This is a genomic window from Rhodopila globiformis, assembly GCF_002937115.1.
Classification (GTDB): Bacteria; Pseudomonadota; Alphaproteobacteria; order Acetobacterales; family Acetobacteraceae; genus Rhodopila; species Rhodopila globiformis.
This window is the reverse complement of record NZ_NHRY01000251.1, coordinates 1-23,316: the sequence shown is the minus strand read 5'-3', so window position 1 is coordinate 23,316 and position 23,316 is coordinate 1. Positions and strand designations below refer to the sequence as shown.

16 protein-coding genes and 2 pseudogenes are annotated in these 23,316 nt (G+C 68.6%); 9 read left to right on the top strand and 9 right to left on the bottom strand.

Going from position 1 to position 23,316, the window contains the following annotated elements; translation table 11 throughout:
• Positions 1-411: 411 nt before the first annotated feature.
• Together CCS01_RS26070 and zapE are read right to left on the bottom strand one after the other, a co-directional pair.
• Positions 412-921, bottom strand: coding sequence for a helix-turn-helix domain-containing protein (locus CCS01_RS26070; protein ID WP_239992401.1), 510 nt, complete (start codon positions 919-921; stop codon positions 412-414).
• A 280-nt stretch (positions 922-1,201) separates the two neighbouring features.
• A complete protein-coding gene (gene zapE, locus CCS01_RS26065) occupies positions 1,202-2,359 on the bottom strand; it encodes a cell division protein ZapE (protein ID WP_104521693.1) in 1,158 nt (385 codons plus the stop codon).
• A gap of 58 nt (positions 2,360-2,417) precedes the next feature.
• Between zapE and CCS01_RS26060 the strand changes: the two genes are divergently transcribed.
• The 5 genes from CCS01_RS26060 to CCS01_RS26040 all read left to right on the top strand — a co-directional run bounded on the left by CCS01_RS26060 (position 2,418) and on the right by CCS01_RS26040 (position 10,011).
• Positions 2,418-4,250: an inositol monophosphatase family protein gene (locus CCS01_RS26060; protein WP_104521700.1), complete on the top strand. Its 1,833-nt coding sequence runs from the start codon at positions 2,418-2,420 to the stop codon at positions 4,248-4,250.
• A gap of 16 nt (positions 4,251-4,266) precedes the next feature.
• Positions 4,267-4,899: a 2OG-Fe(II) oxygenase gene (locus CCS01_RS26055; protein WP_104521692.1), complete on the top strand. Its 633-nt coding sequence runs from the start codon at positions 4,267-4,269 to the stop codon at positions 4,897-4,899.
• A 28-nt stretch (positions 4,900-4,927) separates the two neighbouring features.
• The gene (locus CCS01_RS26050; protein ID WP_104521691.1) at positions 4,928-6,379 is read left to right on the top strand and encodes an NAD(P)H-hydrate dehydratase; all 1,452 of its coding nucleotides are present in this window, start codon (positions 4,928-4,930) and stop codon (positions 6,377-6,379) included.
• A gap of 45 nt (positions 6,380-6,424) precedes the next feature.
• A complete protein-coding gene (locus CCS01_RS26045) occupies positions 6,425-7,810 on the top strand; it encodes a malonyl-CoA decarboxylase (protein WP_104521690.1) in 1,386 nt (461 codons plus the stop codon).
• Between the two features lie 242 nt (positions 7,811-8,052).
• A complete protein-coding gene (locus CCS01_RS26040; protein WP_104521689.1) occupies positions 8,053-10,011 on the top strand; it encodes a PAS domain S-box protein in 1,959 nt (652 codons plus the stop codon).
• Between the two features lie 811 nt (positions 10,012-10,822).
• Here the strand turns inward: CCS01_RS26040 and CCS01_RS26035 are convergent.
• Together CCS01_RS26035 and CCS01_RS26030 are read right to left on the bottom strand one after the other, a co-directional pair.
• Entirely contained in the window at positions 10,823-11,863 is a 1,041-nt protein-coding gene (locus CCS01_RS26035) for an amino acid ABC transporter substrate-binding protein (RefSeq protein WP_104521688.1), read from the bottom strand.
• A gap of 215 nt (positions 11,864-12,078) precedes the next feature.
• A complete protein-coding gene (locus CCS01_RS26030) occupies positions 12,079-14,028 on the bottom strand; it encodes a BTAD domain-containing putative transcriptional regulator (RefSeq protein ID WP_158258607.1) in 1,950 nt (649 codons plus the stop codon).
• A gap of 366 nt (positions 14,029-14,394) precedes the next feature.
• Here CCS01_RS26030 and CCS01_RS26025 point away from each other — a divergent pair, with 366 nt between their 5' ends.
• Entirely contained in the window at positions 14,395-15,447 is a 1,053-nt protein-coding gene (locus CCS01_RS26025) for a YeiH family protein (RefSeq protein ID WP_104521686.1), read from the top strand.
• Between the two features lie 330 nt (positions 15,448-15,777).
• Here the strand turns inward: CCS01_RS26025 and CCS01_RS26020 are convergent, their stop codons facing one another.
• From CCS01_RS26020 to CCS01_RS26010, 3 genes are all read right to left on the bottom strand, one after another.
• Positions 15,778-17,295 (bottom strand): DUF2786 domain-containing protein, encoded by a 1,518-nt coding sequence (locus tag CCS01_RS26020; RefSeq protein ID WP_158258605.1) that lies wholly within the window; start codon positions 17,293-17,295, stop codon positions 15,778-15,780.
• A 1,155-nt stretch (positions 17,296-18,450) separates the two neighbouring features.
• Entirely contained in the window at positions 18,451-18,840 is a 390-nt protein-coding gene (locus CCS01_RS26015; RefSeq protein WP_158258604.1) for an OmpA family protein, read from the bottom strand.
• A 69-nt stretch (positions 18,841-18,909) separates the two neighbouring features.
• Positions 18,910-20,022 carry an NAD(P)/FAD-dependent oxidoreductase gene (locus CCS01_RS26010; protein WP_104521683.1) on the bottom strand — a complete coding sequence of 371 codons (1,113 nt, stop codon included), beginning with the start codon at positions 20,020-20,022 and terminating at the stop codon, positions 18,910-18,912.
• Between the two features lie 134 nt (positions 20,023-20,156).
• Between CCS01_RS26010 and CCS01_RS35480 the strand changes: the two are divergent.
• Positions 20,157-20,567, top strand: a pseudogene (locus CCS01_RS35480) (UPF0158 family protein); the annotation flags it as partial.
• A 101-nt stretch (positions 20,568-20,668) separates the two neighbouring features.
• Here the strand turns inward: CCS01_RS35480 and CCS01_RS26005 are convergent.
• On the bottom strand, positions 20,669-21,694 hold the full coding sequence (locus tag CCS01_RS26005) for an alpha/beta fold hydrolase (protein ID WP_104521682.1): 1,026 nt from the start codon (positions 21,692-21,694) through the stop codon (positions 20,669-20,671).
• Between CCS01_RS26005 and CCS01_RS33205 the strand changes: the two genes are divergently transcribed.
• Entirely contained in the window at positions 21,671-21,895 is a 225-nt protein-coding gene (locus CCS01_RS33205) for a hypothetical protein (protein WP_146101967.1), read from the top strand. The two genes, CCS01_RS26005 and CCS01_RS33205, sit on opposite strands and share 24 nt — an antisense overlap.
• 150 nt (positions 21,896-22,045) lie before the next feature.
• Here CCS01_RS33205 and CCS01_RS26000 read toward each other — a convergent pair whose 3' ends face one another.
• Positions 22,046-22,939 carry an MBL fold metallo-hydrolase gene (locus CCS01_RS26000; RefSeq protein WP_239992399.1) on the bottom strand — a complete coding sequence of 298 codons (894 nt, stop codon included), beginning with the start codon at positions 22,937-22,939 and terminating at the stop codon, positions 22,046-22,048.
• A gap of 281 nt (positions 22,940-23,220) precedes the next feature.
• Between CCS01_RS26000 and CCS01_RS35475 the strand changes: the two are divergent.
• A pseudogene (locus tag CCS01_RS35475) lies at positions 23,221-23,316 on the top strand (IS5/IS1182 family transposase); the annotation flags it as partial.

Genomic DNA, 23,316 nt, shown 5'->3' with positions numbered 1-23,316 from the left:
GGCTACCCGGGACAAGCCCGGGCACAGGCTCCGTGCCGCCATCCATGCCTTGCGGTGCTGATACCAGCCAAAGGCGTGGATGGAAGGCCTTCGCCCACCATGACGGGGTGGCACCAACCTCGCCCATTTTCCGCCATCGCGACCGCAGATCGGATTGTATTCTTCTCTGCGCGCTCTGCGCTCCGCTCGGCGAACTCTGCGTTTCAAAAATGCGGTGCCGCAACAAAGAGTGGCGTTGCCGGTGAGTCGCCCAATCCCCGACGCCGGTGGCGTTGCAACCACCGCGATTCAACGCAGAGTTCGCCGAGCGGAGCGCAGAGCGCGCAGAGAAGATTTCATTGCGACCTTCGGTCGCGGTGAACGGCCGTCAGCATGTCCCACCAAACTACCGCCTGCCGGTGTGACGCCTGATCAGTCCGCGGGCATCGCGTAAGCCAGCTCAACCGCTTCCGGCGCGCTGGCGATGGCGCGCAGGTAGCTGCGGGCGGTGGTATCGGGCTCGCGCTTGCCGGTTTCCCAGTTGCGCAGCGTTTCCACTTCCAGGCCATAGCAGATGGCAAACTGCTCGCGCGTCAGGTTCAGGCGCTCGCGCAGCGCCCGCACGTCAACCGGCACGTCCCGCCTGATCAGCACGGCGGCAATGCCGCAGGCGGCCATGTCGCTGATGAACGCCCGCTCGTCCTCGACCGCCGGCAGTTCGGCGAACACCCGGTGGCCTTCCAGCAGGTCCTCGGTCAGACGCTTGGCGCGCAGCATCGACAGGCCGCGGCGGGCCAGGGCTTCGGTCGCGTCGATCGTCTTCAGCGGGGTCGGGTCAAGCGTCGTGCGCAGCGCGAAGACGGCGGGTAAACCGGATGCCACGCGGTCGATGGCCCGGGTTGGCCCCAGTCGAGCGAACCGCTCCTTCAACAACGAGTCCATCGAGGTCCATCCTTTCCATCACCACACGGGCGATCAGCGCCAGATTGGCCATGCCCACGGCGTTCCGGCTCAGATCCTGCACGTGCAGACCCTTCAGTAGCATCGTCGCTCCCTGCATGACCGGCTCCGCCATGAAGCGCAGCGGACCGACGGGGTCAGCACCCGCAGCGTGACCACCGGGTGGTCTGTCAGGTCATAGACGATGTCGAAGCTGATCTCCTCAGCCGTCCAGCGCCTTATAGACTGGGCCATTGGCCCACCAATTTCAAGCCCACGGTCATCACTCTTGATGGGCCAGCGCCAGCCAGTCCTCGCTCTGCATCTCGTCCAGGCGAGACGCCGTGCGCTCGAACATCTTGGCGTTCTTGCCGCGCTGGTAGAGCCGATCGGGCGTGTCGTCGGCCGAGGCGACCAGCTTTACCCGGTGGTCATACAGCGTATCGACCAGCACGATGAACCGCCGCGCCGCGTCGTAATTGTCCGGCGACAGGCGGGGAATGCCGTCCAGGATCACCGTATGGAACGCAGTCGCGATCGCCAGGTAGTCGCCGGCGCCGAGCGCGGTGTTGCAGAGGAAATCAAACTCGAAGCGGGCAACGCCATCGGCCGCCTGCTGCACCACAAGGTCGCGGCCCATCACCGTCAGCGTTACCGGCTGCGCATCCGCGCTACCGGTCAGTTGCTCGAACGCCTCGTCCAGCCTTCGCCGCGACATCGCGTCGGCCGGCACCAGCCAGGTGCGCAGGCCGCGCAGCCGCTCGCGCCGGTAATCGCGGCCGCCATCCATCACCAGGACGTCCAGTCGCTGCTTGATCAGCGCGATGAACGGCAGGAACGCATCTCGCCCCGGCTGGCCCTTGAACAGGTCATCCGGCACGATATTGGACGTCGTCACCACCACCACGCCGCGATCGAACAGGCACTGGAACAGGCGGCCGAGGATCATTGCATCGGCAATGTCGTTGACCTGGAACTCATCGAAGCACAGCAGCGCCGATTCCGCGCTGATCCGGTCCGCCAGCGGCTGAATCGGATCGGCACCCTGCGGATTGGCCTTCTTCCAGGCGTGGACGCGCGCATGCACGTCCTGCATGAACCGGTGGAAATGGATGCGCTGCTTGCGCGGCACGTCGGCGGTGGCGAAGAACATATCCATCAGCATGGATTTCCCACGCCCGACCTCGCCGACGAGGTACAGGCCGGTCGGAACGTATTCCTCGGCATGCCGGCGGCGCATGATGCGCGTCAGGAAGCTGACGCTCTCGCCGGTGAACGGCCGGGGATCGTAGCCGCGCAGCCGCTCCCACAGATCCTGCAGGCGCTCGACCGCCATCGCCTGCGCCGGATCGGGCTCCAGCACGCCGGCTTTGATTTTCTCATGATAGACCGGCAGAGGACCGCTCTGCCGGCCATAGGGGGATATAGTGAGGTGAGTCATGGCGGGTACTGTTCAGATAGCGTGTCATGCCACAAACGCCTAGAGTTCGAGTCCTATGATGCCATCAACCCTGCTTCCCATTTTGCCCGCGGTCATCGACCTGGTGACACAGGCGGGCCTCCGTCTCGCCGCCGAATTCAGCCGCCCGGACGGCCCCCGCGCCGCTGGCCGGGAAACCGCGCCGATCGACAGCGAGATCGAGCTGTTCCTGCGCCAGCACCTCACGACCCTGTTCCCGGCCCGCTTCGTCGGCGAGGAGGAAGGCGTGCTGGCCGCCGAGGCGAACGGCTACTGCTGGGTCGTCGATCCGCACGACGGCACCCGCGCCTTCCTGGAAGGCCGCCGCGGCAGCGCCGTCTCGGTCGCCATGCTGCGCGAGGGCATCCCCGTCCTGGGCGTGGTGTTCGCGCCGAGCAGCCCGGACCGCGGCCCCGACCTGATCGCCTGGGCCGAGGGCGGTGGTATCACCCGCAACGGCGTGGCGGTGGACATCGACCTCAGCCGCCGGACGCTGACGGCGCAGGACGTTGTGTTCCTGCACCACGGCGCTGCCCAGCGGCCGGTATGGAACGCCACCGCCTGCGCGCCGGCGCGGTTCATGCCGATGCCGTCGATCGCCTACCGCCTCGCCCGGGTCGCCGTCGGCGACGGCATCGCCACCCAGACGCTGCGGCCGGTCAGCGCGCACGACATCGCCGCCGGTCACGCACTGCTGATCGCGGCCGGCGGCGTGCTGCTGGCCGAGGACGGCACGCCGGTCACCTATGGCACGCATGGCGAGTCCCGTCCCTCCGCCTGCTTTGGCGGCGCGCCTGCGGCGGTGGCGGCGTTGCGGGCGCGGAATTGGCGCGGCAGCACGGAGCCGAGGCGCGAACCGCGGGTTTCGCTGGCCTGGCCGCGCCCGGCCGAGGACCATCGGCTTGACCGCGCCCTCGGCTGCCTGCTCGGCATGGTCATCGGCGACAGCCTGGGCAGCCAGGTGGAGTTCCAGGATGCCCGCACCATCCGGGCGAACTATCCGGACGGCGTGCGCGATCTCGATGAAAGTCCGGTGTGGCGCACCCTGGCGGGGCAGCCGACGGATGATTCGGAACTCGGGCTGGCCCTGGCCCGCAGCCTGGTGCGGGCGGGCGGTTACGATCCCGAGAACGCCGCGACGGCCTATGGCGATTGGTACGCCTCCGGGCCATTCGATATCGGCGGCACCACCGCCCTGGCGTTCGGCGCGGCCGCCGGCGCGCGGACACGCAAGGCTGATGCGGCGCGCCGGGCGGCGAGTCCCGACAGCCAGGCCAACGGCTCGCTGATGCGCATCGCGCCGATTGGCGTCTGGGCAGCCAGCCCGGAGGAGGCTGCCGCGGCGGCGGATGCGGATTCGGCGCTGTCCCACCCGCATCCGGTCTGCCGCGCCGCCTGCGCGGCCTTCACCGCCGCCATCTCCGCCGCCCTGGCCGGCGCCGATCGGCCGGGGATGATGGCGACGGCGTTGCGCGTGGCGCAGCAGGCGGGCGAGGAGGCCGCGCCAGTCGTGCGGGTGCTGCAAGAGGCGGCTTCCGGGGTGGGACCGGCCGAGTTCCAGCGCCAGATGGGCTGGGTGCTGATCGCCTTGCAGAACGCCTTCCACCACCTCGCCGCCGGTACGGCGCTGGGGCCGGCCCTGGTCGAAACCGTCGGCCGCGGCGGCGACACCGACACCAACGCCGCCATCGCCGGCGCCTTGCTGGGCGCGGCAGATGGGCGGGCGTCGTTCCCGGTGCGCTGGCTGCTGCCGGTGCTGACCTGCCGCCCCGATCCTGCCCTGCATGGCAAGCGGCCGCGGCCGGAGGCATACTGGCCGGACGACCTGCTCGACCTGGCCGAGGCGCTGCTCGGCCGTTCCGCCCAAAGGTGACGATCCAGAGGTGAGGATGCTCAATCTCGACTACGCCAGACTGCTGGCGACGCCGGTCTGCAACGATCCGTTCCCGCACATCGTGGTGCCCGATTTCGTGCCGCCGGCGAGCCTGCGGGCGGTGCAGGCCGATCTGCCGCCGCTGGGCAAGCGCGGGTCGTTTCCGGTCTCCGCTTTGACGCTGGGGCCGAACGCGGCGGCGCTGATGCAGGCGATGGAGGGACCGCAGCTTCGGCAGGCGATCGAAACACTGTTCGGGCTCGACCTGCACGACGCGCCGACAATGGTGACGCTGCGCGGCTGGACCGGAGAGCGGGACGGCCGGATCCATTGCGACTCGCTGGCCAAGCGGGTGACGGTGCTGCTGTACCTGAACCCGGAAACCGAGGCCTGGGCGCGCCAGGAAGGCTGCCTGCGGCTGCTGCGCGGGCCGGACGACCTGGAGGACTTCGCCGTCGAGGTGCCGCCGGTGAACGGGACGCTGCTGGTGTTCCCGAACGGGCCGACCACCTGGCACGGCCACCGCCGCTTCGTCGGGCCGCGCTACAGCGTGCAGTTGAACTACATGACCACCGACGGCAAGGCGCGCAGCGAGTTGCGCCGGCACCGGATTTCCGCCTTCATGAAGCGGCTGACCAACGCCGCCTGAGGGGATTGTTCTGACAGGATTGTTGCGCATGGCGTTCGACCCCGACCTGGCCCGGCGGCTCGCCGGGCGCACCGAGTTGCTGACGCCGGCGCAGATGGGACAGGCGGATCGCGCCGCCGCGGCCATGGGCGCGCCCGGCCCGGCGCTGATGGATGCCGCGGGCCGGGCGGTGGCGCGGGCGATCCGGCGGTACATCCGGCCCTGCCGCGTGCTGGTGCTGGCCGGGCCGGGGAACAACGGCGGCGACGGCTATGTCGCGGCGCGGCTGCTGGCGCAGGAGGGCTGGCCGGTGCGCCTCGCCGCGCTGGCGCCGCCGCGCGCGGGATCGGATGCGGCGGGCGCGGTGACGCTCTGGCACGGGCCGATGGCCGAGTTCGACCCGGCGGAGGCGGAACGGGCCGACGTGGTGATCGATGCCGTGTTTGGCGCCGGCCTGACCCGCGGCGTCAGCGGGCTGGTGGCCGACACATTGGCGGCGGCCCGCCGGATCGTTGCCGTGGATGTGCCGTCCGGGCTGGACGGCGCGACCGGGGCGGTCATGGGCTGCGTATCCGCCACCGAAATGACCGTGACGTTCTTCCGCCTGAAGCCAGGCCACCTGCTGCTGCCGGGGCGCGACCTGTGCGGCCGCATCGAACTGGCGGACATCGGCATTCCCGACGCGGTGCTGGACCCCATCGCGCCCAACACCTTCGCCAATCTGCCCGCGCTGTGGACGCTGCCCGTGCTGCAGCCCGACGGGCACAAGTATTCCCGCGGTCACGTCACCGTCGTCGGCGGCGCTGCCATGACCGGCGCGGCGCGGCTGGCGGCCGAGGCGGCACGGCGCGCCGGCGCCGGCATGGTAACGATCGCCGCGCGCGGCGCCGCCCACGTTTATCGCAGCGGCGAGCCCGGGCTGCTGGTCAACACCGCCGACATCGGCGCGCTGCTGGAGGACAAGCGGCGCGAGGTGTGGGTGTGCGGCCCCGGCCTCGGCGCCGACGAAGCCCGCGTCGTGTTTCCGGCATTGATTGCGGCGGGCCGCACCGTCGTCGGTGACGCCGACGTGTTTTCCGCCTTTGCCGGCCAGCCCGACGCCCTGCGCGGCGCCGCGGTGCTGACGCCGCACGCCGGCGAGTTCGCCCGCGTCTTCGGTACGCCAGCGCTTCGGCTAGAGGCGGCGCGCGCGGCGGCGGAGCGCACCGAGGCGGTGCTGCTGCTGAAAGGCGCCGACACGATCGTTGCCGCACCGGATGGACGCGCCGCGGTGAATTTCTCCGCCCCGCCCTGGCTGGCCACCGCCGGCGCCGGCGACGTGCTGGCGGGCATCATCGCCGGGCTGCTGGCGCAGGGCATGGCCGCCTGGGAAGCCGCGGCGGCCGGGGCCTGGCTGCACGGCCGCGCCGCGCTGCTGGCCGGACCGGGCCTGGTCGTTGAAGATTTGCTGCCCGCACTCAATCGTGCCTTTACCGAGGCCGCTGCGATCCCACATCGTTAAAGATACCATCTATATCTTTTCGCTTGAAATCGACGCGGGGCCCGCATGAGCGAAGCCGTATCGACAGGCTTGTTGGACCGCACCATCCGCCGCATCACCGGGGTCTGGCGCGACATGGCGGCCAGCGTCTCGGGCGAGGTGGACGAATCGTTGCAAGCGCAGATGCGCACCTGCCTCGCCGGACGCGGCGGCGAGATCAGCGCGCGCAACCGCGCCGCCAAGCTGGCGGAAACCTACCTGGAGGCGGATGACGCCGGACGGCAGGATTTCCTGCGTACGCTCGCCAGTTTCGATTCCGATCCCGATACGGTCGCTGCAGCCTATCAGCGGGTCACCGCCGCCGGGGACCCGGCCGAGCGTGCCTCGGCCAAGGCGGCGCTGCGCCATGCGCTGGAGCCGCCGCGGCTGCGGCTGCTGACGCAGTTCGCCTCGATCCCCGACGGCTGCAAGTTCCTGGTCGACCTGCGGGCGGACCTGCTGACCCTGCGCGCGTCCGACAAAATGCTGGCGGCACTGGACTCCGACCTGCGCGGGCTGCTGGCGTCGTGGTTCGACATCGGCTTCCTGGAGCTGCAACGGATCGATTGGAACAGCCCCGCGGCGCTGCTGGAGAAACTGGTTACGTATGAAGCGGTCCACGCCATCCGCTCCTGGCGCGACCTCAAGAACCGTCTCGACTGCGATCGCCGCTGCTATGCCTTCTTCCATCCGCGCATGCCGGGCGAGCCGCTGATCTTCGTCGAGGTCGCGCTGGTCAAGGGACTGGCCGCCAGCGTGCAGGCGCTGCTGGACGAAAAGGCGCCGATGCTGGATCCCAGGGTCGCCGACACGGCGATCTTCTACTCGATCAGCAACTGCCAGACGGGATTGTCCGGGATCAGCTTCGGCAATTTCCTGATCAAGCGCGTGGTCGAGGAGCTCTCGGCCGAGTTCCGCAACCTGAAAACGTTCGCGACGCTGTCGCCGATCCCCGGCTTCCGGCTTTGGTTGCATACGCAACTGGCGAGCAACCCGCCGGACCTGCTGAGCGAGGACGAGTCGGCCAGCCTGGTATCGGCCTACGCCGCCGACAGCGGCGCCGAAGCCCTGGCGAGCATCATCGCCCAACGCCACTGGTGGCGGGACCCCGCCCTGCGCAAAGCGGCCGAGCCGGTGGTGGTGCGGCTGGGGGCGCGCTACCTGCTGGTCGAATCCAGCCGCAACCGGGCGCGGGACCCGGTGGCGCATTTCCACCTGTCGAACGGCGCGCGGGTGGAACGGCTGAACATGGCCGGCGACACCTCGGACAAGGGCGCCAAGGAGAGCGCGACGCTGATGGTCAACTACCTCTACGATCCGGCCCGGATCGAGGAGTGGCACGAGGACTACGCCGGCGAGGGCAAGCGCAACGCCTCGACCGCCGTCAGGAAGCTGGCGCGCGGGTGGAACTGACGAGGGATGCGGCGCGGCGGGTGAAGCCTGGCCGGCCGATGGGATGAAACAGACAGGCCATTGTCCGGCCGCGATGGCCGCGGGTTGCCGCATGACGACATCACAAATTGCGGAGCTGCCTGCCTGCTTCGCAACGGACAACCATGAAAAGATGTTGAGAGGGAGTCGTGAAGCCCGCACCACTGTCCGCGGGACTGTCGATTTGATCCGTAAACAGAATAATTGGACAGGCGGGTGGGAAAATGCTGAGCTGGCTGTTCGACACCGCGTCGCTGACCCCGCACGGGTTCTGCCTGCTGTGGGAGCCGGGGCTGATCTGGGCGTATGCGTTTTCCGACGGTGTGACCGCCCTCGCCTATTTCACCATACCGGTGGCCCTGGGGATCTTCGCCCACCGGCGCCGCGATCTTGTGTTCCGCCCGGTGTTCTGGCTGTTCGCCACGTTCATCCTGCTGTGCGGCACGACTCACCTGTTCGACGTGCTGACGCTGTGGATACCGGCCTATGGCGTGCAGGCGGTGGTCAAGGCGGCGACGGCGCTGGTTTCCATCGTCACCGCCGTCGTCCTGTGGCCGCTGCTGCCGCAGGCGCTGGCGCTGCCGTCGGCGGCCCAGCTCCAGGCGGCCAACATCGCGCTGCAGGAAAGCGAGGCGCGACATCGCGCCAGCTTCGAGCTCTCGCCGGTGCCGATGCACACCTGCGACGGCGACGGCATCCTGACCGGCGCGTCGCGCAGCTGGCTGTCGCTGCTCGGCTACCGGCAGGAGGAGGTCGTCGGCCGACCGCTCAGCGCCTTCTGGGCGCCCGGGTTCGACCTGTGGGGTGAGAGCGCCTGGACGCAACTGATGACCCGGGGTGAAATCACCGACCTGGACCGGCGGTTCAAGCGCCGCGACGGGACGGTGATCGACACGCTGGTCTCGGCCCGCCTGGAACGGCAGGGCGAGAGCGTGTCGATCATTGCGGCCCTGGTCGACGTCACCGCCCGCAAGCACGCCGAGGCGGCGCTGCGGGCCAGCGAGGAACGGCTGCACCATGCCCAGAAAATGGAGGCGGTCGGCCAGTTGACCGGCGGCATCGCGCACGACTTCAACAACATGCTGCAAAGCATTTCCGGCAGCCTGGACGTGATCGAGGCGGCGATCGTCCAGGGCAAGACCGACCTGGTGACCCGGTTCGTCGGCACCGCGCGCAAGGCGATCGAGCGCGCATCCGGCCTGACGCATCGGATGCTGGCCTTTGCCCGCCGCCAGGCGCTGCAGCCGCGGCCGGTCGATCCGGATCGCCTGGTGCGCGACATGGAGGAGTTGATCGGGCGCACGCTGGGTCCCGGGATCCAGCCCGAGCTGCGCCTGGGCGACGGCGTCTGGACGGTGCTGTGCGACGCCAACCAGTTGGAGAGCGCGCTGCTGAACCTGGCGATCAACGCGCGCGACGCCATGCCTGACGGCGGCACCCTGACGATCGCCACGGCCGATCGGCAGCTTGAGGCGGCGGACCTGGCGGACCAGGACGAGGCGAAGCCGGGCGGCTATGTCGAGATCGCCGTCGCCGACACCGGCTCGGGCATGACCCCGGACGTGCTGGCGCGGGCGTTCGAGCCGTTCTTCACCACCAAGCCAACGGGACGCGGCACCGGGCTTGGCCTGTCGCAGGTATTCGGCTTTGTCCGGCAATCCGGCGGCTTCGTCAGGCTGGAGAGCGAGCCAGGGCACGGGACGACGGTACGGATCTATCTGCCGCGCTTCCTCCGGGCGGCTGACGCTCCGCCGGCGGCCGCAACGGGGCCGTCCGCACCCTTGGTGCCCGGCGACGTCCGAGTTACCGGGTCGGTGCTGGTTGTCGAGGACGAGGCCGATGTGCGTGACATGATCGTCCGGATGCTGCGCGAGCTGGGTTGCGCAGTGCTGGAAGCCGGGGACGGCCCGGCGGGGCTGAAGATCGTGCAGTCGGGGGAACACCTGGACCTGCTGGTGACCGACGTCGGCCTGCCGGGATTGAACGGCCGGCAGCTTGCGGATGCCGCGCGCGAGCGATGGCCGGACCTGCCGGTCATCCTGATCACCGGCTATGCCGGCCGGGCGCTGGAGGCCGGGGAACTGGCGCCGGGGATGGAGCTGATGCGCAAGCCGTTTGCGCTGGCTGCCCTGACGAACCGTGTCCGGGCGCTTCTGGTTGAGGCGCCATCCGCCCCGTGCTGAGCGGCCGGGTTCATGGCGTGGGGAGATCCTGCCGAGCAGACCTTCATTGTCCTGGATCCTGGGGTCACCGGCAGCGTCGCGGCGACGGCCATGACTGGTTGAATGGCTTGCCCGCCGATCGGAAGCGACGACATATTGGTTCTTTGATATAACGATTATGCGCTTCCCGGTTCTGATGAACAAGGCCCGGCGATTGATGCAACAACGACCAGACGTCGCCGGAATCGCTTCTCTGCGTACTCTGCGCTCCGCTCTGCGATCTCTGCGTTGAAAAATGCGGTGCTGCAACAAAGACCTGCATTGCCCTGAGTCGCCGAATTCGCAACGGCTCCGGTGCCCCGGCCACCGCGATTCAACGCAGTCCCCCAGTCCGCCCGCGGGCACCAAGATGGATGAAAACGGACGAGGCCGGTGCTCCCCGTCATGGTCGGCCCAGGCCCCATCGGCGTTAAAACAGCGGTGGTCGTTGCTGTTTCGTCATGCCGGACGAAGGACCCGCATCCACCCCTTGCGCTGTTGATGCCGCAGAAAGGCGTGGATGGCGGCCCTACGCCCGCCATGACGGGAAGACGCAGCCTGCCTCATTCCGCGCTACTTTACAGCAAACCGCAGGTCAGTTGGGACGCAGAGGCGGCCTGTCTTCATCGTCATGGCCCGGCTCGTCCGGGCCACCTATTCCAGCAAGTGTGCCGCGACAGATGGCCCGGACGAGCCGGGCCATGACGAGGAGGGCGCGCCGTTGTCCTGTCTCAACCGACCTGCGGTTTGCTGTAGCGCCCATGCGGGCCACCCCGGCCACGCTGCGGCTCGCCTACCGGATCGGCGGGGCGTACTGCAGGCCGCCCTTCGTCCAAATGTTGTTGATCCCGCGCGAAACCCCCATCGGCGCAATGTTCCGGTCCCATAGCTCGCCGAGATTGCCGACCTGCCTGATGACGTTGTAGGCCCATTTGTTGTCCAGGCCCAGCGCCTTGCCCATGTCCCCTTCCAGGCCCAGCAGCCGCCGGACATCAGGGTCGTTAGAATTCAGAAATGTGTCCACGTTGGCGCTGGTGATCCCCTTCTCCTCCGCCGTGATCATCGCAATGAACGTCCAGCGCACCACGTCGAACCATTTGTCATCGCCCTTGCGCACCATCACGCCCAGCGGCTCCTTGCTGATGATCTCGGGCAGCAGCACCAGGTCCTTCGCCTTGTCGCCCTGGCTGAAGCGGAACGTCGCCAGCGCCGAGGCGTCCGTCGAATAGGCGTCGCACCGGTCGGACAGGAACGCCCCGCGGATCTCCGCCACATCGGCGATCAGCACGGGCGTGAACGTCATCCTGTTGACCCGGAAGTAGTCGTTGATCGCCAGTTCCGTGCTGGTGCCGGGCTGCACGCAGATCGTCGCGCCATCCAGTGCCCTGGCGCTTTTCACCCCGCTCGAGGCTTTCACCAGGAACCCGGTGCCGTCGTAGTAATTCACCCAGGCGAATTCCAGCCCCAGGTTGGCCTCGCGCCCCAGGGTCCAGGTGGTGCCGCGCGCCAGCAGGTCGATCTCGCCGGATTGCAACGCGGTGAAGCGGTTCTGTATCGTGGTGGCGACGAACTTCACCTTGCCGGCGTCGCCCAGCACCGCGGCCGCCACCGCGCGGCAGCTATCGGCGTCCAGCCCCCTCATCACGCCCTTGCTGTCCGGCAGCGAGAACCCGGGCACGGTGTCCGCTGTCCCGCACAGCACCTGGCCGCGCGCCTTGATCGCATCCAGCAGCGCCGAGCCCGAGCCCTGCGCCGCCGCCGGCTGCATCCAGGCCACCGCCGCGATCAACCCGGCCAGCAGCGCGGACCCGCCGGCTCCGCTCCATCCCGTCATTCCGCAGACCCTCTTTCCCGTGCGGATCGTGGCGCATCGATACCGACCGTGCGGTGCGCCTCATGCAGGATCAATGCGACGTCCGGCGGCCGAAGGCCACCCCTGCGATCGGCCAGAGCCTTTCCGCCCGTGGCACGCAGGCGCCGGCGCGTAGCGCGCAGACAGGTGCATCGGCCCGGGGCCGCGCCGCGATGTCCGGCCAGGCCGAATGGGCGCTACGGCACTCCCGCCAGCCGCAGGCCCTCGACGTAGCGCGTGACATCCTCGGGCCGGATGAACGGCGCGTGCTGCATCGCCTGCTCGACCGAGAATCCGGGCTCCAGGACCAGCAGCCGATCGCGCACGGCAGCGGCTTCGCGCAGGCGGCCGCTCCAGCCCAGGGCAGAGAGGTAGCTCTTGTAGGTGGAGGAAAACAGCGGGTTCAGCTCGATCGCCCGCCGTCCGGCCTCGACCGCGCTGGCGTGGTCGCCGCGCATCAGGTGCACGATCACCAGCGCCATGTCGAAGAAGAACACGTGCGGGTCCGCCGGCGACAGGCGGATGGCCTGGTTGATCCGGCGCAGCGCCTCGTCGTGCTCACCCATGTAGGAATGCGCGAAGCCGGAGAAGCACCAGGCCATTGCCATGTTCGGGTTCAGGGCCAGGGCGCGTTCGTGCAGCGCGATCGCCTCCTCGGGGCGCCTGCACAGGAAGGCGCGCACGTGCCCAGCGAGGGTCAGGGCACTGGAATCGCCGGGATCCAGCGTCACGGCGCGTTCCACCAGCCGCGTGGCTTCGGCAACGGCGGCGGCCGGGTCGGGTGCCCAGCCCTGGCCGACATACAGCAGGTTCCAGTAGGCCAGCCAGCCATGCGTCACGGAATTGCCGGAATCCGCCTGCAGCGAGGCCTCCAGCAGCCGGCCGGCCTGCAGGAAGTTCTTCTTTTCCAGCCGGTAGATGTCCGGCAACGCCCGCAGCAGCAGTTCCTGCGCCGTCATTTCGTCCTGCTGCGTGGCGGTCGTCCGCTGCCCTTCATGCCGCAGCAGGTGCGTATCGATCTGCGCCACGATCGTCGCGCTGAGCTCATCCTGCAGCGCCAGCAGATCGGTCATTTCCCGGTCGAAGCGGCCGGCCCAGGCGATCGCCCCGCCCGCGCGCAGGTCCAGCAGGCGCATGATGAGGCGGATCCGCCCGGCGACCTGCTGGATGGTGCCGTCGAGCATCAGGTCCGCGGACGGATTTTCCCACGGGTAGCCCAGCGCGCCGCCAGCCGCCTCGTTCGCCGGGTCCGGCCAGGCCAGGGCCGGCAGGCAGGAGATCCCGCGGAACCGGGACAGGCCGGCCGAGATCTCATCCGCCAGGCCGATGGCAAGGCTGTTGTTGCATTCGTCGCCCAGCGTCCGCAGCGCGGCGACCCGGATGCGCAGAGCGTTCTGGTCCGGGCGCTGAAGGCGCGGCGCGGCCGGCTGGGCAGCCGCTTCCGGCACGGGTCGGCTTATCGGCTGGATGGCGGACTGCGCCTGGCCGCGGATGCGGCTGATCAGTTCCTCGGTTTCCGGCGAGGGGCGGCGCCCGTCGCCGGCATCGGCCAGCACGTTGCGGCAGCGGTCGTAGCAATCGATCGCGCGGTCCGGGGCGCCGCGCTCGGCGTGGCTGCGCATGATCGCGCGCCAGGCGCCCTCGTGCAGGCGATCGATCGCCAGCAGGCGTTCCGCGGCGTCGATCGTCGCCAGCGGGTCCTCGCAGGCCGCCAGGATGCCTTCGCCGATGGCGCGCCCGGTCCGGACGAAGCGGGCGCGCGCTTCCGCCAGCCAGTTGTCGAAGGCCGGATCGAGACCGGTCAGATCCTCCAGCAGCACGTCCTCAAACCGGCTGAGCAGGGCCGGGGTGATCTTGCCGGGCTGCGACAGGATGGCCGCATCCACCTCCAGCCCGGCGCCTTGCAGCGACAGGTGGTGGCGGTCGGTGATGAACAGCGGGCTCCAGTCCGGCCCCAGGGTATCCTGCAGTTCGTGCACGCTTTGCCGCAGCGACGCCCGCGCCTGCTCCTGCTCCCGCCGGCTCCAGAGCAGCGAGGCGAGCTGGACGCGCAGCACCGGCTTTGGACTGGCCATGGCCAGCACCGCCAGCATGGCCCGGGTCTTGCGCGTGCGCGGCAGGAATGACCGGCCTTTCGCATCGGTCACCGCCATATGCCCGAGCAGACGCAGGTGCAGGCGGGGGCCGTGGTCCGTGACCGCCGGACGTTCGCTCGGACGTGAGGCCGGCTGGAGAATGGTACTGCCCTTCCGACAAACGCCGGGTTCAATCCGCCCTACAACCACTGCGAGAAAGCCGGAGCCACTTAGTATCGCTTTCGCAGAAATGTGGCGGTTTATTTCACTGAATAACGACATGTTGAACGGCTGGTGTCACCAGGGAGCGTGACTGGCGGCGAACGAAATTCTTCCGCCGCCGCGATACGAGCGAAAATCTTCCGCCGACGCGGCGCGTCGTGACATCCCTTCCCGCATACCCCACTATCACCGCAATTTCCCGGGAAGGAGCCTGGCGTGGCCGTGCGGAACCTGAGTGTGCCGATACAATCGTATGTTTTTACCAGGCCCTGGTTCCGCCGCCTCCTGGGTCTGGGATTGTGCGTTGGCATCGCCGCCCTGGCCGTGGCGGCCGGATCGCACGTGCCTCTGGTTGGCGCGCCGCTGTTCGCCATCGCCATCGGCGTGCTGATCGCCAACGCCCTGCCGGCACTGCCGGCGGACAAGTCGCTGCGCATCGGCGACCTGGGCAAGCAGTGCCTGAAAGGCGGCATCATCCTGCTCGGCGCGAGCCTTGACCTGGGCGAGATCGCCCGCACCGGGCTGGGATCGCTGCCGCTGCTGGCGGTGACCATGACGTCCGGGCTGGTCTGCTCGCTGTGGCTTGGCAAGGCGCTGGGCATCGACTGGCGCATGCGCTGCCTCATCGGCGTCGGCACGACGATCTGCGGCGCATCGGCGATCGCGGCGCTGGCGCCGGTGGTGCGGGCGCGGGCCGAGGCGATCGCCTACTCGGTGACGGTGGTGTTCTTCTTCAACATGGTGGCGGTGTTCACCTTCCCGGCGCTCGGCCACCTGCTGGGGCTGAGCGACAGCGGCTTCGGCGTCTGGGCGGGCACCGCGGTGAACGACACCTCGGCGGTGGTGGCGGCGGGGTTCGCATTCAGCCAGGCCGCCGGCGCCACGGCGATCATCGTCAAGCTGACGCGGACGACGCTGATCATCCCGCTGGTGCTGGGGTTCGGGCTGGCGCTGCCGTTCCTGTCGCGGGAGGGACGCGGCGCCTCGCAGCCGCTGCTGAAGCGGGTGCGGGCGGCGGTGCCGACGTTCATCATCCTGTTCATGCTGGCGGCGGCGGCGAATACGCTCGGGCTGGTTGGCGCGCATGCCGGGGAGGTGCAGCTTGCCGGCCGGCTGGTCATGGTGGTCGCCCTGGCGGCGGTGGGGTTGCAGGGGAACTGGCGGTCGTTCGTCGGCGCCGGCAGCCGGCCGCTGCTGCTCGGGCTGGTGACCTGGTTCGTGGTGGCGGGGTCGAGCCTGGCGGTGCAGGCGTGGACGCAGGCACTGTGAGGTGGGGTGACGTGGGAGGCAGGAATTTTTAGCTTGAAATAAGTGTATATTCCTGGAACATCTCAGGGCGTCAACGGGTCATCTATGTCCTGACGCTGGGCCGGACCGGACGCGCTGAAACGACAAGAGAGGATCGACAGATGTCGGACTCGCTTACTAAGGAGACGGCCAAAGAGCGGCCATTTCCGATCGTCATGCCGGGCGAAGGCCCGGCATCCACGCCTTGCAGTGCCGCTATCAGCAAAGGCGTGGATGGTGGGCCTGCGCCCACCATGACGAGGGGGTGGTTCGCAGCCGCACGAGCCGGACGGCAGGGGTTTGACCGTCTCCTTAGTAATCCTGCTCGATCCCCGGCCGGTATTCGAAGCGTTCCCCGGCTTCCTTGCCGGCATTGTAGGCGGTGGGCAGAACGCGCCGCCGAGCCGTTGGCCGCCGGTGAAAAGTGAAGCCCAGGCGCTCCATCTCGTCGTCAATCATCGAATCCTTGACCGGCACCAGCGCACGTCCCGTGCTGCCGTCGCTGGCGACGTCCCGGGCCTGCCGCAGCGTCTGGAGCTTCTGGTTGATCCCCCGCGCCAGACCAAGCTGGAACGAGTTGGTGGCCGATCGGCGATGGCCGCTGTCGGCCGAGCGATAGAAGTCGCCGCGCTGAAACGCGGCTGTCTCAGTCGCGAAGGCCAGCGCAATCAGATCGTGCAGGTAGACCGATGCCTGCACGTCAGCCGGCAAGCCGAAGAAGATATAGCGCAGCGTCCCGTCCTCGGCTGTTTCAGCCCAGACCCGACAGTCAAAGAACGCGGCGATGGTGCCCATGCAGTCATCGATCGGTCCGCGCCGCTTGCGGTCGGTTTCGATCCCGATCCCCTCGCAGCTTTGCTTCCGCAGATCGAGTTCGCTGAGGTTCAGTCCGTAGCGGTCCAGCAGTTCCGCGACCTTCTCCGCCGCCGCCAGGGCTTCCTGCTCCGTGCAGCCCTGCTCGACGGTCTTGGCGCGCAGGGCGCGGATGCGCTGCACCAGCCGATCGAGATCGGCGGTGTCCTCCGCTGGCCGGGCTGCCGATAATTTTACCCGCTCCCGCAGCGAATCGAACAGAGTGCGGCCCTCCCGGGGAAACGTGCCGCGCTCGACGGCGGCGTCCATCGCCGCGGCAACGGCATCGAGGTTCCCCCGTCCCGAGCCATGAGCCGCGCGCAACGCCATGGTCTCCATCAGGACGGCGGCGATGCGCGTGTAGGCGCTCGCCAGTTCGGGCGCTCCTGCGTTGCGGGCGATGCTGACATTGAGCAGGACTTCCATCAGCGCGTCCTGGCCGGCGAAGCCACGGGCCTGAGCAAGTTCCCGGTCGTTGGGATCGCGGCCCAACCCGGCCCAGGCGGCGGCCAACGCGTCCAGCCTGTTCTCGTCGGGCCGGAACGGCAGCTTCGGCTTTCGCCCGCTGCCGGCGGTCGCGGGCGGCACAATGCCGTTGCGGACGATATGGCGGTAAATCGCCTCGGCGCAGCGGACGCCATTGCCAAGGCCGAGATTGCCTGGACGCACGAAACCGCGGGCGAGCGCCAGCGCCGCGTCATCCAGCGGCACCAGGGTTCTCGGAGCAACGATATGCGCGGCGTCGATTGTCGTGAACAAACCAAACGACACGCCGTCGCCGATCGCATCCGAGAACGCCGTCGGCAGCAACGTGAACTTTTCGCCGGTCGCCAGATCCTCGCAAACCCGGCGGGAGATGCGCGCCAGCCTGATCCGGCTCCGGCGCAGCAGCGCCGCGGCGGCAACGTCGTCCGGGGACCGCCCCTTCATGGCGCGCGCGAGCCGATCGAAGGCGGTTGTCCCTATGAGGGACGGCATGCTTAACGCCAGTTCCAGGGCCAGCGATTGTGCGACTGGCCATTGCGGGGCCTGAGCCGCCGACAGCGTGCCACCGAGCCATTGGCACGCCATGGCATCAGCCTTGTCGCGCGCGACGAAAGCCAGCGCCTCGGTACTCAAAGCCGATAGCCGGTCAGGAAGGTTGCTTATCATCGTGGGATTGAACGATCCTGCCCTGCCAGCGGTCAAGGCACGGCCTCACGTAATCGCGACTGGGTTGCGGCCCACGGCTGGCGGCCTGCCATGGCTTTATTCAAGCCGACCAGCGGTCGTCCCACCAGGCGAGGATACAGTGCCGCGCTTCGGCGCGCCTGCAAGCTTGCGACGCCGTCCCGGCCGCCCCTTTTTTCGACCTCGCGTGGTTGGCCCGGACTCACCACCCCGGAACCCAATAATACGGTTCCCGGGAAATTTTGGCCGTTTTCCCGCGACAGTTGGCGCGGCCTGCATTGGCTTGAGGAGCGATGGATCCGGCAGTTTCACCCCGGAACCGTATCATGCCCTTGATCGCGGCAGGCGGCGGCCTGAGGGCCATGAACCTGGCGTCTTGGCGTTTCATCGGTGGAGCCAACCCCACTGGCCACCGGTGTTGCGCACCTGTCGCCGCCGGGTGCGACGGCATCGTTCCCGTTCAACGGCAAGACGCCAAGATACCGGGGCACCCATCACCGTCCGGCCGGGTGGCGGCCTGTCACACGGTTCCCGGGAAATTTTGGCCGTTTTCCCGCGCCTCCTGGTGCGGCCTGCGTTGGCCTGAAGAGTGACGAAACCGACAATCTTTCCCGGAAACCGTATAAGAGCCGACAGGGAAAGGGGCGGCACGGCCGTTTCCACACCGTCATGGTGGGCGCAGGCCCCATTGGCGTTAAAATAGGGCTGGCTGTTGCCTCCTCGTCATGGCCCGGCTTGTCCGGGCCACCTATTCCAGCACTGTGCCGCGACAGGTGGCCCGGACAAGCCGGGCCATGACGGAATGGCAAGCATCGTGCCGCCGCCACGCTATTTTAACGCCAATGGGGCGCAGGCCCACCATCCACGGCTTATGCTGCGATCCTGATACGTACCGGCCCCGATCAAGTCGTGGCGTAGAAGTAACGCGTTCGGCCGCGGCAATCATGCCGAAGAACCGATACCTTACCGTCCCACGTTGATATCCACCCGCCGTACCGCCACCTCCGGCTTCCCCTCCGGATCGGTGATGCCGTTCGCCGTCACCGAGATCCGGCCGGCGCGGACGCCATTCCTGACCAGCGCCTGCTTCACCACCTCGGCCCGCTGCGCCGACAGTCCATCGACGTCCTTCGACGGATCGGGCCGCCCCGCATAGCCGACCAGGAAAACCGGTTGCAGCGGGTGCAACTGCGCGAAGGCCGCCGCGTCGAGCACGGTCTGGTGCGCATGGGCGTCGAGGTCGGTGGAATAAGGCTGGAAATAGACGCTGTAGCTGCGTGTCCGGTCACCGAACAGCGACGTGCATCCGCCCAGGGCAGCCAGCAGCAGAAGCGGGATAAAGCGTTGGCGCATGGAAGTCCCGATCCAGTCTCGTGGCGATGAACGCATGGGACCGGGTTGGAAGCAAGCGCCGCCGGCGGGTCATGGCCGGAACCGCCCGGGCGCGATCCGGTGCACCAGCGCCCCCGACTCACCGGGATCGCGCCCCAGCACGAGATCGGCGACGAACCGCCCGGCAGCGGGCGCGGTCTGGATGCCGTAGCCGCCCTGGCCGACGCACCAGAAGAACCCGGAAGCCCGCGGGTCCCAGCCGAACGCCAGGCTGCCGTCCGGCGTGAAGGTGCGCAACCCGGCCCAACTGTGCTCGATCCGCCGCACCGGGATATCCAGCGCCTGCTGCATGCGGTCGATGCCCAGGGCGACGTCGTACTCCTCCGGCTGGACGTCATGCGCGTGGGTCGGAGTCGCGTCGGCGGGCGAGACCAGCAGCCGCGTGCGCGCCTCCGGCCGGACATACCAGCCCTCGTTCACGTCGATAACAATCGGCCAGTCGGCGACAACGTGCGGCGCGGGGTCGATGATCGCCGCGGTGCGCCGGCGCGGCTCCAGGCCGAGCGGCACGACGCCGGCGATCCGCGCCACCTCGTCGCCCCAGGCGCCGGCGGCGTTGACCACCACGGGGGCGCGGAAGGTGGCGCCGGTGGTGGTCTCGATCTCCCACCGGCCGGCGTGGTTGCCGATGCGCCCGGCGCGGCTGCGCAGCGCCAGCGTGCCGCCATTGGCGCGGTGCAGGCGCAGGAATCCTTGGTGGATGGCGGCGACGTCCAGGTCGTAGGCGTCCTCCTCCAGCGCCGCGCCGCCGAGGTAGCCGGGCCGCAGCGCCGGCACCAGCGCCTCGGCCTCGGCGACGCTGATGCGCCGGATGCCGAGGCCCTCGGCGATGGCGCCGTCGAGATCGCCGCGCTGCGCCGGGGTCGCCATCGTCAGCACCGCGCGGTGGCGGATCAGCGGCACGTCGGAGAAGCCGGCCGGCGGCGACTCGTAGAAGGCCCGCGACAGCCGGGTGAGTTCGCGCACGTCGGCCGGACCATAGTTCTGGATCCACATCGCGGCGGAGCGGCCGGTGGTGTGGTAGCCGGCGACCTCCTCCGCCTCGATCAGGGCGACGCGCTTCTCCGCGGCGAGGAAGGCGGCGGCGGTGGCGCCGGCCATGCCCGCGCCGATGACGGCGATGTCGAAGTCCTGGTTGGTCATCTGGTCTCCAAGGTTGGTCGCGGACGCCGCCGCGGCGCCATTTTTTCACAGGCGCGACGACGCTGCCTACCCTGTTTCGGCGCTTCCGCTGTTTGGCGTAATCTGTGGCAACCTACCGGCAGGAGATCGGATGCATGAGCGAGGACACCAAAAGACCGTCGGTCAGGTTCGCTGACCTGCTGCTTGGCTTCGAGGCGGGAAACGCTGGCTATCCTGATGAAATCCGCAGCTTCATCGACCTCGGCACCGGGGAGGTCCGCTGGATTTCCGCTGACCGCGACATCGGCGACGAAACCGAAACGGAGATCGAGGAGAACGGCGACATCCCGCCGCTGCCCAACAAGTACGACCTCAACCTGGGAAAGCGGCTGGTGTTCGCATTCGCCGACAGCCACATGTCCGAGGCGGATGCCGAAAAGGTGTATTCATTCTTCGACCGCAAGGGCGGCTACCGGCGGTTCAAGGACTTCCTGGATCGAAGATCGATGCTGCAGGCATGGTATGACTTCGAGGAAGCGGCGACCCGGCAGGCCCTGCGCGCGTGGTGCGAGGCGGAAGGCGTCACGCTGGATAGAGACGCTGCGGAGCATGTTGCGTCGGCGACGAGACCGGCCTTGTCGCGCAAGGCGGCCGGCCGGACAGCGCTCTATGGCTGCGTCCACGCCCCGGGCAGCTTCACCGCGAGGAACCGCGCCAGCGCCGCGTTGACCGCCATCGGCTGTTCCTGCGCCATCCAGTGGCCCGACGGCACCACCACCTCGGTCAGGTCCGCACAGCAGCGCCGCATCGGCTCGGCCAGCCGCGAGTCGATGGTCTCGCAGGTGTAGTCATAGGCGCCGTGCAGGAACAGCACCGGCAGTGCCAGGCGATCGGGCGCCGTGCGGGCATACGCCATGTTGCGGGCGGCGTTCATGTACCAGGAATCCGGCCCGAAGAACCCGTTGCGCTCGAGTGCCGAGACATACAGGCTGAGATCCCGCTCGGTCAGCACGCCGGTATCCAGCGGCACCGCCGGAGCACGGCCGCTGCCGCCAAACCAGCCGCCGTCACGCCGCACCAGCGCAGTGCGCGACGGCTGCCCCTTCCCGGCCGGGTTGCCCTTGCGGAACAGCGCCTTCACGGTATCGGCCACGCTCGCCTCGAACCCCGCGCGGGCGGCGTTGAAATTCTCCTCGTAGAACAGCTGGTACTCCCACTGGCCGGCGGGAAACGCGCTCTCGGGATAGATGCGGCGGTCCACCAGCGGCACTATGGTCGCCGGCGCGAAGCCGTCCGGCAGGTATGGCACGCAAAGATTGACGATCCCCAGGCAGCGGTCGGGGTGATGGCTGGCCAGGTTCCAGACGACGGGGCTGCCCCAGTCATGGCCGATCCAGACCGCCTTGTCGCGGCCGAGCGCGTCGAGCAGGTCGATCATGTCCCGCACGCTGTGCTCCAGCGCGTAGTCCTCGTGCCGCGGGTAGACACTGGATCGGCCGTAGCCGCGCATGTCCGGCGCGATGCAGCGGAAGCCAAGCGCCGCGAACGCCGGAAGCTGGTGCCGCCAACTGGCCGAAAGCTCCGGCCAGCCATGCACGAAGATCAGTGGCGTTCCGTCCGCCGGGCCGCAGGCGAGGTGGAAGCCCGTGTGACGGGCGGTGCGGACGACATGCTCGGTGATTGGCTGCGACATGCGCTGAAATCCCCTGAAACAAACGGCCTGCTCAGTGGCGAGGGTCACATCGGCGCAGACTACCGAAAGGTAATCTCCGATCGTCAGCAACAAACGGAGATTACCATGGCAAGCCGCCTGATCGTCGTCGCGATCGTCTTGGTTCCCTTTGCCCGTGCCGTCCTGCCGGTGCTTCCGGCCGTGCCGCTCGTCGTTTACTAAGAAGACGGCCAAACGGCGGCCACCCCTGATCGTCATGGCGGCCGCAGGGCCGCCATTCACGCCTTGCGATGCCGGTATCGGCAGAGGCGTGGATGGTCCGCCTTCGGACCATGACGGGGAGAGGACTGTGCGCCGGCTCCGGTGGATCGGTTATTTCGGCTCGGGCCCTTCCTGTGGCCAGACGCCTGCATCGATCCGCGTGGGTGCACCGAGTTCGTACAGGCGGGTCTCACCGAAGCCGTGCGTGGTGAAAATCGCGGGTGGCAGCCTGGCCTGCTGCCGCGCCGCGGCCAGCGCCTCCAGCGGCGCGTCGATCGCCTCATCGGTCAACTGGAACGTGCCGAAATGCATGCCGATCGAGCGGCGCGCGCGCAGCATCCGGTGCGCCTCCACCGCCTCGGCCGGGTTCATGTGGGCCGCCGCCATGAACCAGCGGGGCTCATAGGCGCCGATGGGCAGCAGCGCGACGTCGGGCGGCCCGAGTCGCGCGGCGATGTCCGCCCAGTGCGACCCGGCGGCGGAGTCGCCGGCGAACAGGACCTGCCCGCCCCCGGCGCGGAGCATGAAGCCGGCCCACAGGGTGCGATTGCGGTCGAACGGCGTGCGCGCGGCAAAATGACGGGCGGGCGTCGCCGTGATGCGCAGCGGACCGTGTTCGGCATCCTGCCACCAGTCCAGTTCCGTGGCTTGAATGCCTTCTCTGGCCAGGGCCCGGCCGTTGCCCAGCGTGGTGATGAAGCGCGGCGCATGGCGGCGGCGGAGCTCGCGCAGGCTCGGCAGGTCCATGTGGTCGTAATGGTTGTGCGACAGCACGACGACGTCCGGGCGCGGCAGGTCGTCGAGCGGGATTCCGGGCGGCCGCGCCCGCTGCGGTCCTGCCCACGATACCGGCGAGCATCGCTGGCTGAAGATCGGGTCAGTCAGCACGACGACGCCCGGGAAGCGGATCAGGAAGCTGGCATGATTGATGTGGCTGATCGCGGCATGGCCCGGCGGCACGTCCAGCGGCGGCGGCGGGAACGACGGATCGGGCGGTGGGCGCATCCATGTGATTCGACCGCCGCGCATACGCCAGCGTAACACTTGCAGCAGGCCACGCGTTCCGGCGCGCCCGCCAGGATTGAAGAAGCTGCGGCCGTCGCAATGGTCGGATATCGGAAAGGATTCGCGCATCCGCCTGATCTAGGGCGTGTCGTCAATTGGAGCCAGCCGAGTGAGTCTGGGCTGCAACAGTGCGGCGGAATCGTTGATCAACAAGCGGCTTCCCGATTCCAGCAGCCCCGGTTCTTCGATGCATAGGCAGTCAGCTTTGGAGAGGCTGACCGATGCATCGACATGCCTTGCGCGACGACCAGTGGGAGCGGATCAAGGACCATTTGCCGGGCCGTCCGGGGTCCGTTGGCGTGACCGCTGCGAACAAC

Coding starts and splice junctions, on each gene's coding strand:
- zapE (WP_104521693.1), bottom strand. CDS start 2,359: ATGACTCACCTCACTATATCCCCCTATGGCCGGCAGAGCGGTCCTCTG.
- CCS01_RS26045 (WP_104521690.1), top strand. CDS start 6,425: ATGAGCGAAGCCGTATCGACAGGCTTGTTGGACCGCACCATCCGCCGC.
- CCS01_RS26055 (WP_104521692.1), top strand. CDS start 4,267: ATGCTCAATCTCGACTACGCCAGACTGCTGGCGACGCCGGTCTGCAAC.
- CCS01_RS26040 (WP_104521689.1), top strand. CDS start 8,053: ATGCTGAGCTGGCTGTTCGACACCGCGTCGCTGACCCCGCACGGGTTC.
- CCS01_RS26035 (WP_104521688.1), bottom strand. CDS start 11,863: ATGACGGGATGGAGCGGAGCCGGCGGGTCCGCGCTGCTGGCCGGGTTG.
- CCS01_RS26000 (WP_239992399.1), bottom strand. CDS start 22,939: ATGCGCCCACCGCCCGATCCGTCGTTCCCGCCGCCGCCGCTGGACGTG.
- CCS01_RS26070 (WP_239992401.1), bottom strand. CDS start 921: ATGGACTCGTTGTTGAAGGAGCGGTTCGCTCGACTGGGGCCAACCCGG.
- CCS01_RS26060 (WP_104521700.1), top strand. CDS start 2,418: ATGCCATCAACCCTGCTTCCCATTTTGCCCGCGGTCATCGACCTGGTG.
- CCS01_RS26050 (WP_104521691.1), top strand. CDS start 4,928: ATGGCGTTCGACCCCGACCTGGCCCGGCGGCTCGCCGGGCGCACCGAG.
- CCS01_RS33205 (WP_146101967.1), top strand. CDS start 21,671: ATGCTCGGTGATTGGCTGCGACATGCGCTGAAATCCCCTGAAACAAAC.
- CCS01_RS26020 (WP_158258605.1), bottom strand. CDS start 17,295: ATGCCGTCCCTCATAGGGACAACCGCCTTCGATCGGCTCGCGCGCGCC.
- CCS01_RS26005 (WP_104521682.1), bottom strand. CDS start 21,694: ATGTCGCAGCCAATCACCGAGCATGTCGTCCGCACCGCCCGTCACACG.
- CCS01_RS26010 (WP_104521683.1), bottom strand. CDS start 20,022: ATGACCAACCAGGACTTCGACATCGCCGTCATCGGCGCGGGCATGGCC.
- CCS01_RS26015 (WP_158258604.1), bottom strand. CDS start 18,840: ATGCGCCAACGCTTTATCCCGCTTCTGCTGCTGGCTGCCCTGGGCGGA.